12 protein-coding genes, 1 tRNA gene and 1 other RNA gene are annotated in these 14884 nt (G+C 74.3%); 9 read left to right on the top strand and 5 right to left on the bottom strand.

Going from position 1 to position 14884, the window contains the following annotated elements; all coding sequences use genetic code 11:
• Positions 1–84: 84 nt before the first annotated feature.
• The 5 genes from smpB to ABUL08_RS18300 all read left to right on the top strand — a co-directional run bounded on the left by smpB (position 85) and on the right by ABUL08_RS18300 (position 3404).
• Positions 85–564 carry an SsrA-binding protein SmpB gene (gene smpB, locus ABUL08_RS18320; protein WP_242797090.1) on the top strand — a complete coding sequence of 160 codons (480 nt, stop codon included), beginning with the start codon at positions 85–87 and terminating at the stop codon, positions 562–564.
• 107 nt (positions 565–671) lie between these two features.
• Positions 672–1047: a transfer-messenger RNA gene (ssrA, locus tag ABUL08_RS18315) on the top strand.
• 83 nt (positions 1048–1130) lie between these two features.
• Complete coding sequence (locus tag ABUL08_RS18310; protein ID WP_350931141.1) at positions 1131–1799, top strand: hypothetical protein; 669 nt, start codon at positions 1131–1133, stop codon at positions 1797–1799.
• Positions 1800–1917: 118 nt separating this feature from the next.
• Positions 1918–2388 (top strand): hypothetical protein, encoded by a 471-nt coding sequence (locus ABUL08_RS18305; protein WP_350931140.1) that lies wholly within the window; start codon positions 1918–1920, stop codon positions 2386–2388.
• Between the two features lie 41 nt (positions 2389–2429).
• A complete protein-coding gene (locus ABUL08_RS18300; RefSeq protein WP_350931139.1) occupies positions 2430–3404 on the top strand; it encodes a hypothetical protein in 975 nt (324 codons plus the stop codon).
• Positions 3405–3408: 4 nt separating this feature from the next.
• Here the strand turns inward: ABUL08_RS18300 and mdlC are convergent, their stop codons facing one another.
• Together mdlC and ABUL08_RS18290 are read right to left on the bottom strand one after the other, a co-directional pair.
• A complete protein-coding gene (gene mdlC / locus ABUL08_RS18295) occupies positions 3409–5004 on the bottom strand; it encodes a benzoylformate decarboxylase (RefSeq protein WP_350931138.1) in 1596 nt (531 codons plus the stop codon).
• A gap of 89 nt (positions 5005–5093) precedes the next feature.
• Positions 5094–5897, bottom strand: a complete 804-nt coding sequence (locus ABUL08_RS18290) for an S-methyl-5'-thioadenosine phosphorylase (RefSeq protein WP_350931137.1) — start codon at positions 5895–5897, stop codon at positions 5094–5096.
• Positions 5898–6040: 143 nt separating this feature from the next.
• Here ABUL08_RS18290 and ABUL08_RS18285 point away from each other — a divergent pair, with 143 nt between their 5' ends.
• Both ABUL08_RS18285 and ABUL08_RS18280 read left to right on the top strand, forming a co-directional pair.
• Positions 6041–6637: a YqgE/AlgH family protein gene (locus tag ABUL08_RS18285; RefSeq protein ID WP_377522311.1), complete on the top strand. Its 597-nt coding sequence runs from the start codon at positions 6041–6043 to the stop codon at positions 6635–6637.
• A 92-nt stretch (positions 6638–6729) separates the two neighbouring features.
• Positions 6730–6802, top strand: a tRNA-Ala gene (locus ABUL08_RS18280).
• A 20-nt stretch (positions 6803–6822) separates the two neighbouring features.
• Here ABUL08_RS18280 and ABUL08_RS18275 read toward each other — a convergent pair.
• Positions 6823–7479, bottom strand: a complete 657-nt coding sequence (locus ABUL08_RS18275; protein ID WP_350931136.1) for a maleylpyruvate isomerase family mycothiol-dependent enzyme — start codon at positions 7477–7479, stop codon at positions 6823–6825.
• Between the two features lie 344 nt (positions 7480–7823).
• Here ABUL08_RS18275 and ABUL08_RS18270 point away from each other — a divergent pair, with 344 nt between their 5' ends.
• Complete coding sequence (locus ABUL08_RS18270) at positions 7824–10388, top strand: SpoIIE family protein phosphatase (RefSeq protein ID WP_350931135.1); 2565 nt, start codon at positions 7824–7826, stop codon at positions 10386–10388.
• A gap of 43 nt (positions 10389–10431) precedes the next feature.
• Here ABUL08_RS18270 and ABUL08_RS18265 read toward each other — a convergent pair whose 3' ends face one another.
• Positions 10432–12675, bottom strand: a complete 2244-nt coding sequence (locus ABUL08_RS18265; RefSeq protein ID WP_350931134.1) for a DUF4153 domain-containing protein — start codon at positions 12673–12675, stop codon at positions 10432–10434.
• Positions 12676–12859: 184 nt separating this feature from the next.
• On the opposite strand from ABUL08_RS18265, the gene ABUL08_RS18260 reads away from it, so the two are divergent.
• A complete protein-coding gene (locus tag ABUL08_RS18260) occupies positions 12860–13783 on the top strand; it encodes a lytic polysaccharide monooxygenase (RefSeq protein ID WP_350931133.1) in 924 nt (307 codons plus the stop codon).
• A 34-nt stretch (positions 13784–13817) separates the two neighbouring features.
• On the opposite strand, the gene mgrA is transcribed toward ABUL08_RS18260, so the two are convergent.
• On the bottom strand, positions 13818–14807 hold the full coding sequence (gene mgrA, locus ABUL08_RS18255) for an L-glyceraldehyde 3-phosphate reductase (RefSeq protein ID WP_350931132.1): 990 nt from the start codon (positions 14805–14807) through the stop codon (positions 13818–13820).
• Positions 14808–14884 lie beyond the last annotated feature (77 nt).

The raw sequence follows: 14884 nt of genomic DNA, 5'->3' as shown, positions 1-14884 counted from the left end.
GGCCCGGTGGGAGAGCCCGGGTAGCATGATCCCCCGGTAACCGGGTCACCGGTGCCGTGGATCAGTGGGAAGGGGGTGGCACCGATGCCACGGGAGAAGGGGCGCAAGGTGGTCGCCTCCAACAAGAAGGCGCGCCACGACTACGCCATCCTCGACACGTACGAGGCGGGCATGGCGCTGACCGGCACCGAGGTCAAGTCGCTGCGGGCCGGGCGGGCGTCGCTGGTCGACGCGTTCGCCCAGGAGCGCAACGGTGAGCTCTATCTGCACGGCATGCACATCCCGGAGTACACGCAGGGCACCTGGACCAACCACGAGCCCCGGCGGACCCGGAAGCTGCTGCTCAACCGGATGGAGATCGACAAGCTGATCGGCAAGACCCGCGAGGGCGGCCTGACCATGGTGCCGTTGCAGGTCTACTTCTCGGACGGTTGGGCCAAGGTGGAGATCGCCCTGGCCAAGGGCAAAAAGTCGTACGACAAGCGCCAGGACCTGGCCAAGCGGGACGCGGACCGGGAGATCGCCCGGGTCGCCGGCCGGCGCGGCAAGGGCATGGACGACTGATTTGTCTTGCTTTGACCGGGTCGCCACGTCGACCCGAGGCCTCGGGATGAAACCCGTTGCGGCAGGCGTTAGGCTTGTCAGTGCCGCTGAGAATGGCGGCCTGTCGAGGGGGTGACTGGTTTCGACTTCGTACGTTGCGGCAGGGGAAGCGAGCCGAGGAAGCCGACGTCGTCTCGAGAATCGTTCGTCGGAAACCAATAAGCGCCAAGAACAATCGCGCTGACTTCGCTCTCGCCGCCTGAGGCGAGTAGTGAGTCTGTCGGCCTGGGAGCGCCTTCGACCCAGTTAGCCGGCATCAGCTAGAAGGCTGGCCAACCGGACCCGGTCGCGGGGTCCGTGCGGCGAGATCAATCAGCGACTGGGCCCGTCACACCAACTCGCTCGCGTGAGCGGTGGGGCCGAGTAGAGGCATAGCGAGCTGCGCTCGGAGAAGCCCTGACAAACCGGCGAAGGACCCGGGTTCGATTCCCGGCACCTCCACCACCTGACTGTGCGCCCCGGTCCACCGGACCGGGGCGCACAGTCGTCTGCGTACCCGGTTGTCGCCCCGCCGTATGCTGCCGGCTGTGAGCCACGAGAAGCTGCGCCTGTCGGTCGGCGCCGGGCCCGGCCAGCGGGCCTTCGCCTCGGTGGTGGGCGTGCTCTTCGCCGCCTTCGGCGCGGTCTTCGTGCTGCTGCCGATCGTCGCCGACCGGTTGCTGGCCCGGCTCACCGGCGTCGGCGATCCGTTCCCCTCGTACGAGGACGCGCGCGACGTGCCGCCGGGCATGCTGCCACCGGAGCTGACCGACGGCTCCTCCGGCGGTGGCGGTCTCGGCGCGGGGCGGCTGGTCGGCCTCTGCGGGCTTCCGTTCGTGCTGCTCGGGCTCTATCTGCTGCTGCGTACCCTGCGGACCGCCGCCTGGCTGGACGGCACCCGCGCCTCGGTCCGGGGCGCGCTGGTCACCCGTACCGTCGACCTGGCGACCGCCGACGTCAGCGCCGGGGCGGTCCCCTACCGGGCCGCCGAGCAGACCGTCCTCCGGGTGCCCACGGTGGTCGCCCGGGACCCCGCCAGTGGCCGACGGGTCACCATCCCGTTGCAGGGCATGGGACTGGCCACGCTGCCCGGGTACGAGCTGCGGGCCCTCGCCGACGCGATCACCGCGGGCCGCCCCACCGACGGCCGGCACGCCGACGCGCACGCGCTGGCCGGTCAGCTCCGCACCATGGCCGAGAGGCCACTGGGACTGTAGGGGCCGCCGGGACGCCTGGGTCAGATGGGGCAGATGAGGCGGCACAGGCCCCTGGACAGCGCCCCGCACCAGGTCCACCATCGCTGTACGCGGAAACGCAGCAGCGCGGGAGGTGCCCATGGTCACCGGTCCGATCCAGCAGCCGTCCACCGTCCTCGCGACGGGCCGACCGCCCCTCGCGCACCAACCCCGGCCCACCCTCCTCGGCGACGTGCACGCGCTCACGCGGGTACTCGCCGGGCCGGCGGTCGAGCCCCGCTGGCGGGAACGGGTGATCGTCCGACTCGTTCCCGTCCAGCGGGGCTTCGCCGACCACGTCCGGCTCACCGAGGGACCGGCCGGCCTCTATGCCGAACTGCTCGGCCAGGCACCGCGGCTGGACCGGGGAGTGCGCCTGCTGACCCGGGAACACGCCGCCATCGCCGTCGCGATCGGTGCCCTCCAACGGGCCGTCGAGATGTCCGGGGTACCGGCGGGGGAGCTGCGGGCCCGGGTCGCCGACCTGGTGCTCGCCCTCGACCGGCACCGGCAGCGCGGCGCCGACCTGCTCTGGGAGGCGTACCAGACCGACCTCGGCGGGGAGACCTGAGCCGACCGGAACCGGCGGGACGCGGGCCGCGTCCAACGGACATGCGTCGCACCGTCGCCCTGCTGGGCCTGCCCCTCCTGCTCGCCGCCGGCTGTGCCGCACCCGGTTCGGGGGCGGCCGGGTCCGGCACCGGCACGCCCGGCCAGGGTTCGTCGGCCTTCGACCGGCAGGCCGCCGAGGTCGCCGCCCGCTGGCGGCCCGGCCCCGGGTGGACCACGGGCTACGTGCCGCTCCAGGACGCCACCGTGCTGACCGGGGACCCCGGCTTCACCCCGGAGACCGAGACGGCGTTCCGGGCCGGCTGGTACCGGGACCAGATCGAGATCAGCGCCAGCCGCCCCGCCGACGGCACGGTCCGCTTCCCGGAGGGGTCGCTGCCGGTGCCGTTGGTCAGCGCCGCCGAGGCTTACGCGCAGCTCGACCTGGGGGACCCGCCGCCCTGCGACGGGCGGCCGAAGGAACCGGCCGGGGGACCGGGGCGGCCGAAGGTGGGGGGACCGACGATCGAACCGGGCCCGGAGGGTCCCGTCGCCAGTGCGGCGGCGACCGCCTGCATCCCGCTGACCGTCACCGCGGTGAAGCTGGGCACCGCGCCGGTGCGGACCAGCCGGGGAACGGCCGAGGTGCCGGCCTGGCTCTTCACCGTCGAGGAGCTGAGCACGCCGGTCGCCCGCCTCGCGGTGGCGGCGGGCGCGGTCACCGGCGTACCCGATCCGGTGGCCCCGACCGGGCCGGCTCCGGACGGCGTGGTGGGCGCGCAGGACCTGGTCGCACCGGTGGACGGCCCCCGGCTGACCTACCGGGTCGGCGTCGGCGCCTGCGACACCGGCGTCACCCCGCTGGTCCGGGAGCGGGACGACGTGGTGGTGGTCGGCGCGGCGGTGACCCGCGCGACGGGCGTCTGCACCGACCAGCTCAAGCTCGAACCCGTCACGGTGACGCTGACGGCTCCGCTCGGCGCCCGCCCGGTGCTCGACGTGCGCACCGGCGCGCTGCTGCGCGTCGGGGCGAGCTGAGTCCCTACAGGATCCGCGGCACCTCGGTGCTGATCGGCACCGGCAGCACCGTCGGTCGGTCGGCGGCGAGCGCGGCGCTCAGCACCTCACCCAGCCGGTCCAGGTCGTCCAGCACGGTCGCCGCGCAGCCGTAGCCCCGGGCGACGGCGGTGATGTCCAACCCGGGCAGGTCGAGGGCCGGGACGCCGGGGGTGTGCTTCAGCTCGGCGAACGCCTTGAGGATCGCGTACTGCTGGTTGGCCGGCACCAGCACGGGTAGCGGCAGCCGCAGCCGCGCGGCCGTCCAGAGCGCCTGCACCGAGTAGTGGAACGAGCCGTCGCCGATCACCGCCACCACCGGCCGGCCGCGCCCGGTGTCCCGCTCGGCCAGGGCGATGCCCACCGCCGCCGGCAGACCGAACCCCAGACCGCCGCTGGCCATCGTGACGTACGACCCGGGCCGGGTGATCCGCAGCCGGCGGCGCAGCGCGGCGAGGTTCGACGGTGACTCCTGCACCAGCACCCCGTCGGCCGGCCAGTACCGGGCCAGGGCGGCGAAGAGCGCGTCGGCGCCCGGCGGGTCGGTCAGCTCCGGCGGATCCGGCTCCGGGCGGGCGGGCGGTGCCGGCCGGTCCGTCGGCGGCAGGAGCGCCACCAGCGCCGTCAGCGCCAGCCCGGCGTCGCCGAGCAGGCTCTCCCCGACCGGGGCCCGGGCCGACTCGTCCGGGTCGTCGGTGACGTGCAGCAGCCGCGCCCCCTCGGGCAGGTGGTCGCCCGGCACGTGCGGGTAGTAGCGGAACACCGGCGCGCCCACCACCAGCACCACGTCGTGGCCGTGCAGCGCCGCCGCGAGCGGCCCGATCGCGTACGGCAGGACGCCCCTGAACTGCGGGTGGTCCTCGGGGAAGACGGCCCGCTCCGGCGCCGGGGCGGACCAGACCGGGGCGGCCAGCCGTTCGGCCAGCGCCACCGCGGCCGGCCAGGCGTCGGCCCGGTCCACCGCCGCACCGAGCACCAGCACCGGCGAGCGGGCGGCCGTCAGCACGTCGGCGACGTCGCGCAGCCGGTCCGGGTCCGGGGCGAACCGGGTCGCCACCGTCCGGCGCTGCGGCGGCGGGTCGGCGGGGCGGTCCCAGTCGTCCATCGGCAGGGAGAGGAAGACCGGCCCGGCGGGGGGCTGCACCGCCGTCGCGTACGCCCGCAGGAAGGCCGCCGGGACGTCCTGCGCGCGGACCGGCTCGTGGCTCCACTTCACGTACGGCTGCGGCAGCTCCGCCGCCCGCCGGCTCGTCAGCCGGGGCTCGATCAGCAGCATCTCGCGGGTCTGCTGGCCGGCGGTGACGATCAGCGGCGTCCGGTTGTGCCAGGCGGTGACCAGGTTGCCCGTGCCGTTGCCCACGCCCGGGGCGGTGTGCAGGTTGACGTGCGCCGGCTGGCCGGTGGCCTGGGCGTAGCCGTCGGCCATCGCCATCGCCGACGCCTCGTGCAGGGCGTGCACGTAGTGGAAGTCGGCCGGGAAGTCCTGGAGGAAGGGCTCCTCGGTCGACCCGGGGTTGCCGAAGACGGTGGTCAGGCCCAGGTCACGCAGCAGGTCGTAGGTGGTGTCCCGGACCGTTGCCATCGCCGACCGCCCCCGTCCGCCGCCGGTGCCGACCAGCCGAATCTATCGGGGCGGGACTGACTTTTCGGGCGCTTCCCCGGTCCCGGTCGTCACGGCAGCGGAAACGGCAGCTTGATCCCGTCCAGCGCGTTCCCGCAGGGGCAGTCCCGCTCGGTCGGTAGGGCGGTCACCGCGTCCAGCAGTACCCCGCGCAGCCGGTCGGTGTTCTCCGCGAAGACGGCGAACACCTCCTCCTGGGTCACCTCGTCGCCGCTCTCCACGCCCGCGTCCAGGTCGGTGACCAGCGCGATCGACGTGTAGCAGAGGGCCAGCTCGCGGGCCAGCACCGCCTCCGGGTGGCCCGTCATGTTCACCACCGACCCGCCGATCGCGGTGAACCAGCGGGACTCGGCGCGGGTCGAGAAGCGCGGCCCCTCGACCACCACCACGGTCCCGCCGTCGACCGCCGGGACGTCCCGACCGGCCGCGGCGGCCAGCAGCGTACGACGCCCGGCCGGGCAGTACGGGTCGGCGAACGAGACGTGCACCGCGCCCCGGTCGTAGTAGGTCTGGACGCGCCCGCTGGTCCGGTCGATGAGCTGGTCCGGCACCACGAACGTGCCCGGCCCCAGCTCCGGCCGCAGGCCGCCCACCGCGCACGGGGCGAGCACCTGGCGCACCCCGAGGGACCGCAGCGCCCACAGGTTCGCCCGGTACGGGATCAGGTGCGGCGGGTAGCGGTGGTCCCGGCCGTGCCGGGGCAGGAAGGCCACCCGACGGCCACCCAGCTCGGCGATGGTGATCGCGTCCGACGGTGCCCCGTACGGTGTCTCCACCTGGTGTTCCGTGGCGCCGTCGAGCAGGGCGTAGAGCCCCGATCCACCGATCACTGCCAGCTCGGCCGTTGGACCCATTCGGCTCTCCCTCGATCCAGTTCGATCACCCGCCGGTCAGACCTTAGCCACCATGCGGAGCGCAGGCTATGGTGCCAGGCATGGCGTTCACAGCGCGGACGGCCCACGGTGTCGGGTTCCCTGCCCCGGTGCACGGGTGACGAATGTCCGACATGCAGGAGGGACAGGCGATCGGTGGTCGGGCCATGGAGTCGATGACCGGACGACTGCTGGTCGCGACTCCGGCGCTCAAGGACCCCAACTTCGACCGTACGGTCGTCCTGCTGGTCGCCCATGAGCCCGGCGGCGCGCTCGGCGTGGTGCTGAACCGCGCCACCGAGGTGCCGGTGGCCGACGTGCTGGGGGACTGGAGCGACCTGGCCCGCCACCCCGCGGTGCTCTTCGAGGGCGGCCCGGTGCAGCCCGACTCGGCCATCTGCCTGGCCCGGATGCGGCACCCGATCAAGCCGTTGAAGGGCTTTCACCGGGTCTCCGGCGCGGTCGGCACGATCGACCTCTCGGTCGACCCGGAGCGGCTGCGCGACGCCATCGGCGGGATCCGGGTCTTCGCCGGCTACTCCGGCTGGGGCGCGGGGCAGTTGGAGCGGGAGATCGAGGAGGGCTCCTGGTTCGTCCTGGACGCGCTCCCCGGCGACGCCTTCGTCGACCGGCCGGACGACCTGTGGCCGATGGTGCTGCGCCGACAGGGCGGCATGATGGCCGCCGTCGCCCACTTCCCGCCGGATGTGGCCCTCAACTGACCCGCCCCGGCGCGGGGGCCCCCGCGAGATGACCATGCCGGCGGGCGTGTGTATAGTTCTCTCCGTGCCCGGGCGACCGGGGACGACAGCAAGGGGCCGTGGCGCAGCTGGTAGCGCACCACACTGGCAGTGTGGGGGTCAGGGGTTCGAGTCCCCTCGGCTCCACCCTTCAGACAGGGCGTTCGTCAGAAATGACGGGCGCCCTTCGTCGTACCGGACTGGCGCGAGAAGCGGGCCGCCGGTTCGCCGGAGAGTCGTCCGGGTGGCAGGCGGCGGCCGCAGAGCACGAGCAGCAGGTCCTGGGCGAGGCCCCGGACCGGCACGCCCTCACCGTGCTGCCAGTCGAGGTCGGTCGCCTCCAGCCGCGTACCCGTGAGGTCCACCCCGAAGAACGAGACCTTCTTCGGGCTCATCCCGTCCAGCACCACGGCGACCCGGTCCGGTGGGACCCGGCGGTCCAGCCCCAGACCCACCGTGATGTCGAGGCCGTGGATCACGTGGTGCGACAGCGCCCCGTGCGGGCCGCCGCCGAGCGGTGTCCACGGGTGGGTGAGGTTCTCCCGCAGCGAGGCGAGCAGCCGCTCCGCCGACAGCCGCGCGGCGTCGCGCCGCGCGACCCGGTCCGCCATCCGGTTGATGCTGCCGCGCGCCCGCGCCAGGTCGATCATCGTACGGCCGAGCGAGGTGCGGAACGGCACGGTGGTGTGCGCGACCACCTCCCGGACCCGCCAGCCGTCGCACAACGTGGGCGCGTCCCACTGCTCGGGGCGTAGCTCGTCGAGCAGCTCCACCTGTTCCCGGCGCTCCGCCGCCACCGCGTCCCGCAGCTGGTCCCGGTTCATCGTTCCTCCTGTCGTCTCCGCCCGTCCGCCGGGTGCTCCGGAGGGAGTGAACGGATACCCGAAGGCTCATCGGTGATTCGCGACTCTGGGTGACGGTTCATGTGCGCTGTGTCTGCTGCCACCAGTGGCGTCGCGCGTCCTTCGACCCGTCCGTCCCTCCGCTCCGGAACCGGCCGGACCCGGCACCGGTCAGGTTCCGGCATACGGGCGCCACGGGGGCCGCTCCCCGGCTGTGACGGGACCGACGGGTGGGTCCTCCTGCGGCTCGCCCGGCGCCCGTACCGGCGGTACCGTCCTTACCAGGCCAGCCGGCCTCCTCTGCCGACGTCGAGGGAAGGAGCAGGGTGCCAGGTCGGATCGGGCGGATCTCCACGGAGGGTCCGGGTGCGTTGCTCCCCGCCGATGTGCTGCGGCGGGCGCTGGCCGAAGTGGTGGTGCTGGTCCTCCTCGACGAGGCCGGCGAGCAGCTCGACCTGGTCTGGCAGGCCGGCATGGTACCCGAGGTGGCGGAGACCTGGTCCCGGTTCCCGTTGGGCGCGCCGGTGGCGATCGCCCGGTCGGCGCGGACCGGTGAGCTGGTCGAGGCCGGCTCCTTCCGCGAGCGGCTGATCCGTTTCCCGGCGACCGCCAGCGTCCCGACCGCCGACGTCGAAGGGCTGGTCACCGCTCCGCTCTGGCAGCACGACCCCGGTCGCGAGCCGGTGGTGATCGGCGCGATCAGCATCGGGTACCGGCAGGGTCTGCCCCCGCGTGCCACCGAGACCGCGGTCGAGTTGGCCACGTACGCCGCCGAGCGGGTCCGGGCGGCCGGCCTGCGTCACGGGTCCCGCCGGCCCACCCCCGACGACCCCGTGCCGCTGCCCACCGCGTCGGCCGTCGCGCAACTGGCGCGGGGGGCGGGTGCCCAGGGCATCGATCAGGCACTGCTGGACACCGTGCTGCTGCACCTGCCGGTCGGGGTCAGCGTGCTGGACCGGGACCTGCGTTTCACCCTGGTCAACCCGCGGGCCGCGGAGATCAACGGCCGCACCCCGGAGGAGCACATCGGTTGCCACCTCCGGGAGGTGCTGCCCGACCTGCCGGAGTCGTTCGCCGCTCAACTGCGCGGGGTGGTGCGAAGCGGCCAGCCGCTGCTGAACCTCGACATCGTCGGTCCGACTCCCGGGCGGCCCGGGCAGCGGCGCTGGCGGGGCAACTACTACCCGGTCCTCGGCGCGTCGCCCACCGGCCCGGTCGGCGTCGCCGCGATCTTCGAGGAGGTCACCGACGAGGAGACCCTCGGTGTCGAGCAGTTGACCGCGGAGCGGGCCGGCACGCTGACCGTGCTGGACACCCTGGTGGAGAACGCCCCGGTCGGGGTCGCCCTGCTCGACACCGAGCTGCGCTACCTGAAGATCAACCCGACCCTCGCCGAGTGGAACGGTCGGACCGCCGCCGACCATCTCGGCCGCCGCCTGCCCGACCTCCTGCCCGCGCTGGCGCCCCAGGTGGAGCCGGCGATGCGCGAGGTCGCCGAGACCGGCGTGGTCCGCGACGTGGAGATCGTCATGGGGGCGCGGACCTGGCTGAGCAGCTTCTTCGGCGTACCCGGCGCGGGGGGCCGGACCGCTGCCGTGGCGGTCTTCGTGACCGAGGTGACCCGGCGGCGGCAGGAGGAACGGCGGGCACGTCAGGTGCAGGCGTTCACCGAAGCGCTGTCCCAGGCGGTGTCCGTCGCCGAGGTGGCCTGTGTCGTCGGTACCGCGGGTGCCCTCGCCGCCGGGGCCAACGTGGCATCCGTGGCCCTGCTCGACGACCGGGGCCGGCGGCTCCGCTTCGCGCCCACCGGGCAGGAGCCCCCGGAGCAGTGGCACGTCCTGCCCAGCGACGCCGACCATCCGATCGCGGTGGCGTACCGCTCGGACAGGTCCGCCTTCTATCCGGACCTGGGCGCGATGCTCCACCGCTATCCGCAGCTCGCCGAGGCGCAGGCCCGCACGGCTCATTCGGCCTGGGCGATGATGCCGATGCGCGGCCGGGGGACGGCTGCCGGCATGCTCACCTTCGCGTACCGGACGGAGCAGGCGTTCGACGCCGACCAGCAGAACCTGCTGGAGACGCTGGCCGGTCTGGCCGGGCAGGCGCTCGCCCGCGCCCAACTGTACGAACGCGAACACACCACCGCCCTGCGCCTGCAACGCAGCCTGCTGCCGTCCCGGCTGCCGGAGGTGCCCGGCGTGGAGCTGGCGGCCGTCTACGTCACCGGTGACGCGGCCGAGGTCGGCGGCGACTTCTACGACGTCTTCGCGGTCGACGGCTCCGCCGGCCGCGAATGGGTGCTGGTGGTCGGCGACGTGGCCGGCCGGGGCGTGGACGCCGCCTCGGTGACCGGCCTCGCACGGCACACCCTGCGGATCACCGCCGCGACGGCCGAGCCGGCTGCCGCGCTGCGGCGGCTGCACACCCGACTGTGGGAGGACGCCGACGTCGACCGGTTCCTCACCGTGGCCTGCGGGCGGTTGCGGCTGCACGACGACGGAGCGGAGCTGGACCTCGCCTCCGGGGGCCACCCGGCCGCGCTGGTGCGCCGGGCCGACGGCAGCGTCGAGGTGGTCAGCGTGCCGGGGATGCTCATCGGAGCCTTCTCCACGGTGCGACTCGAGCAGCGGACGGTGCCACTGGCGGCGGGGGACACCGTGCTGCTCTACACCGACGGCGTCATCGAGGCGCGCGGGCCGGCGGGGCTCTTCGGCCAGGAACGCCTGGCGGAGCTGGTGCGTGGCGCGCCGCACGACGACCCGGAGCGGTTGGTCGCGTACGTCCGCGCCGGGGTCGACGCGTTCCAGCACGGCCCGGCCGCCGACGACATGGCGATCCTCGCCCTCCGCATCGGCCGGCGGTCAGCGCCAGCCACGGTGGACGGGGCCTGACCGGTGGGCCGGGCGACGTACGACGCCCGGCCCACCGGCCGGCTCATCTCCGGATCTTGGGCAGGTCGAACTGGTCGGCCTTGCGGCAGTCCTTCGGTCCGCCGATCGCGTCCCTGCCGATCCGGTCCAGGGCCTGCCGGGCCCGGTACCGGCCCAGGTTCCAGGCGTACCAGGGGTCGGACTCCTTGAGGTCCTTCGCGATCCAGCTCACCGTGCAGCGGCGGACCGGGTCGGGCAGCTTCGTCAGGGCGGGCGTGGCGTCGGCGGAGAGCGCCCGCAGGTACCAGGCGTCGATCTTGCCGGCCTGCTCGTACCGGACGATGTTGCGGCGCGCCGCGTAGTCCTCCGGGTTGAGCACGGCCAGGCTGAGCAGCATCACCACGGCCAGCCCCACGGTCGTGCCGGGGATCCACCGCCCCCGCCACCGGATCCCGGCCGCCAGGACCATCAGGAACACCGCGCCGAGCAGCAGCTCGAACGCCATCACGAAGATCCGCTCGCCGGTGAAGCTGTAGACCTTCTGGTACGTGTACATCCGGGCCAGCGCGGAAACCACGATCACCACGCTCAGCACGCTGAGCAGGCCGAGCAGGACGCGCAGCAGGTTCCGTTCGACCGGGCGTTCCCGCCGGGCCCAGCGGCTCACCCCACCCAGCACGGCCAGGGTCAGCAGGGTGACGAAGAGCAGCTGCCAGAAGCCGCTACGCGCGTACTCGGCGTAGCTGAGGCCGGCCGTCTTCAGCACGTGCCGCTGCCCACCGAAGAGCACGGTGAACTGCACCGCCACGAAACCGGCGAAGAGCGCGGTCAGCGCGGTGATGGGCGGGGCCCACTCCACCAGCCCCAGGCTGCGCCGGGTCGGCCGGTCGACGTCGGACAGCTCGGGCGGCGCGGCCAGGGTGTAGACGGCGGCCACGGCGATCAGTCCGCCCACCGCCGCCAGGAAGACGCCGCGGAACACCGCGCCGGCGCTGATCTCGGGCACGATGGCGCCGAGCACCTGCGAGAAGGCGGCGTCGGCCGAGGAGAGCAGGGCGCCGAAGACCAGCAGCACCAGCACGGTGGCGACCACCGACCCGGCCACCCTCCCGACCATGCCGGCGTTGGCCGGGGCGCGCAGGTGCCGGCGTACCCAGGGCAGCCCCCGGAACGCGGCGAACGGGGTCGCCACCAGGCTGAACAGGATCGACCGGACGAGTCGGCCGCCCACGATGGCGAGGGCCGTGCAGCCGAGCGCACCGAGGACGCAGAACGTGACCAGCCACCAGGCGTTGCGGAAGGCCAGCACGGCCAGCAGCGCCAGCGCCGCCACCGCCCAGCCGCCGCGGACCAGGCGTTCGCCCCGGGGCAGGTCGGCGGTGTGCCGGCGGACCGCGACGAGCACGCCGGCGGTCAGCACGAGCCAGCCGAGGAACCAGCCGATGCCGGTCCGGCTCAGCGGTACGAAGAACGCGATCCCCAGCGCCCCGGCGAGGACCGCGGCGGGGGTGGCCCGTCCGGTGGCCGGTTTCGGACCCGGCCACTTCGCGCCGAGGAACGACGTCCGGGGCTTCGGTGGACGCGGTGCCCACTGCTGCGGGTACTGGGGCGGGAGGCCACCCCACGCCGGGCCGGGGTAGGGGGGCGCCGCGGGGTGGCCCGGGTGCGGTGCCGGGGCGGGGCCCGGGACACCCGACTGCTGCCGCGCTGCGACCTCCTGCGCCGGCGGGAGAACTGGACCAGGGAGGGTGGGCGTGGGGGTGCCACCCGTCGGCGCGGGCGCCTCCGACGGAGTGGCCGTCGTGGCTCCGGTGGGATCGACCGTCGACCCGGCCGGCGAGAGATCGGCTGCGGCGGACCCGGTGGCGGCGGGGACCACCGGCGCGGTGGCCGTGCCGGACTCGGCGTCGCCGGACGCCGCCCCGGCGTCGGCGGTGCCGACGGGAACACCCGGTCCGGCATCGACGCTGCCTGCGGAGGCCTCCGCCCCGGTGCCGGTGGTGCCGACGGTCGTCGCCCGGGTGCCGAGGGTCGGCTGTGCGGGGATCATCGGGACGGCCGACGGCGTGTCCCCGGCGACCGGCACCAGCGGGATGAAGATCGCATATCCGCGGGTGCCGGGCGGGACGCTGACCGGGATGGCCCAGGCGGGCTCCCCCTCCGGGCCGGGCCACGCCACGGCGGGCGGTGCGCCCTCGACTGCGGGCATGACGAGCAGGTGCGGCGGGAAGTCGGCGGGTGTACCGCTTCCCGGCCCGGCCGCCGCAGCGGTCCGGGGACTATCTGGCGCCGACGGCGGCTCGGACACGGCACGCTCCTAGATCACGAGGTGCCGTCACTGTAGGGCCTGTCCCGGCCCGCCCGCCGCCCCTCGACCCCTGCGCCGCCCCGCGTCGTCCGTCCCAGGCCAGCGGTCGGACGGGATGTGGCGCGTGGCACCCGTCGAACCTTTGGCGGCTGCGGGCCGTACCACTGCCCGGGAGGTCGATCTCATGGCCGTACGCCGAATGCTCGCCGCCGTCGCGGCCGTCGCCGCGACCCTGCTCGTGGGCGCCGCTCCGGCCGCCGCGCACGGCGCCTCGACCACTCCGATGAGCCGGGCGGCGGCCTGCGGCCCGGAGGGCGGGCAGGCCACGACGCCGGCCTGCCGCGCGGCGGTCGCGGCCGGCGCGGCGGTACGCGAGTGGGACAACATCCGGGTCGCCCGGGTCGACGGGCGGGACCGGGAGCGGATCCCCGACGGTGAGCTGTGCGGCGGTGGGCTCTCCGCCTACCAGGGGCTGAACCTCGCCCGCGCCGACTGGCCCGCGACCGAGCTGACCGCCGGGGCGAAGTTCACCTTCCGCTACCGGACGACGATCCCGCACAAGGGGACGTTCCGGCTCTACGTCACCACCTCGTCCTACGACCCGACCCGGCGCCTGGCCTGGTCCGATCTGGAGCGGAAGCCGTTCCTGACGGCCACCGACCCGCCGATCCGCGGTGGGGCGTACCAGATGGCGGGTCGGCTGCCGACGGGGCGCGACGGGCGGCACCTGATCTATGTGATCTGGCAGAACTCCGACACCCAGGACACCTACTACTCCTGCTCGGACGTGGTGTTCCGGCCCGCCCCGGGCGGCGCCGCCTCGGCGCGCACCCGGGCGTCGGCCGGCCCGACGGCCACCCGGGGGCGCGCCGCCGGGTCCACCGTCCGGTCGGCCCCCGCCGACCCGGCGGCCGGGGCCGGGGTCCCGGTGGCGGCGGTGACCGACCTCGGCGGCGTCCGCTGGCCGCTGCTGGGCGGCGCCGCGGCGGTGGTCACGGTGCTCCTGGCGACCGTCGTCGGGCGGCGGCTGCGGCGCGCCGGCACCGCGCCGGTCGGCCGGCCCTGCGGGGTACGCAACCACCGCGCCGGCCGCCGCCGCATCTGGTGACCCGGACGGTCGCCTGCCCGGCACCGACCCGGGATCAGCCCAGGTGACGGTCGATCTCGGTGAGTTCCTCGGCGCTGAGGTCGAGGTTGTCCAGCGCGGCGACGTTCCCCTCCAGTTGCCCGACGCTGCTGGCGCCGATGATCAGACTGGTCATCCGCGGGTCGCGCAACGCCCAGGCCAGCGCGAGCTGGGCCAGTGACTGGCCACGCCGTTCGGCGATCGCGCCGAGCGCCCGGATGGTGGCCATCTTCTCCGCGTCGAGGTCGCTCTCGTTGAGGAAGACGCTGGTGCGGACCCGCGAGTCGGCGGGGATGCCGCCCAGGTAGCGGTCGGTGAGCAGGCCCTGCGCGAGCGGGCTGTACGCGATGCAGCCCGCGCCGACCTGCTCCAGCGTGTCGAGCAGCCCGTCGTCCTCGGTCCAGCGGTTGAGCATCGAGTACGACGGCTGGTGGATCAGCAGGGGCGTACCGAGGTCGCGGAGGATCGCGGCGGCCCGGGTGGTCTGCTCGGAGGTGTAGTTGGAGATGCCCACGTAGAGCGCCCGGCCGGAGCGGACGACGGCGTCGAGCGCGCCCATCGTCTCCTCCAGCGGGGTGTCCGGGTCGAACCGGTGCGAATAGAAGATGTCGACGTAGTCGAGCCCCAGCCGGCGCAGCGACTGGTCGAGCGACGAGATCAGGTACTTGCGGGAGCCCCACTCGCCGTACGGGCCGAGCCACATGTCGTAGCCGGCCTTGCTGGAGATCACCAGCTCGTCCCGGTACGGCTTGAGGTCGCCCGCGAGCAGCCGGCCGAAGTTCTCCTCGGCCGCCCCGGGCGGCGGGCCGTAGTTGTTGGCCAGGTCGAAGTGGGTGATGCCGAGGTCGAAGGCGCGTCGGACGATGTCCCGCTGCCGGTCGAACGGCCGGTCCGGCCCGAAGTTGTGCCACAGCCCGAGGGAGATCGCCGGCAGGCGCAGCCCGCTGCGTCCGCTGCGCCGGTAGGTCATCGAGTCGTAGCGCTCATCAGCCGCGAGGTAGGTCACGGAAGACCACCCTAGCCCTGCCGGCCGCGCTCCCACGTCGCGTCCCACCGCCCGGACGGCGGCCCGCGCGGATCCGG

This window comes from Micromonospora sp. CCTCC AA 2012012 (assembly GCF_040499845.1).
In the GTDB taxonomy this organism is placed as follows: Bacteria; Actinomycetota; Actinomycetes; order Mycobacteriales; family Micromonosporaceae; genus Micromonospora; species Micromonospora mangrovi.
Note: the sequence above shows the minus strand (reverse complement) of the source record. Positions and strands in the feature narration are given on the sequence as shown.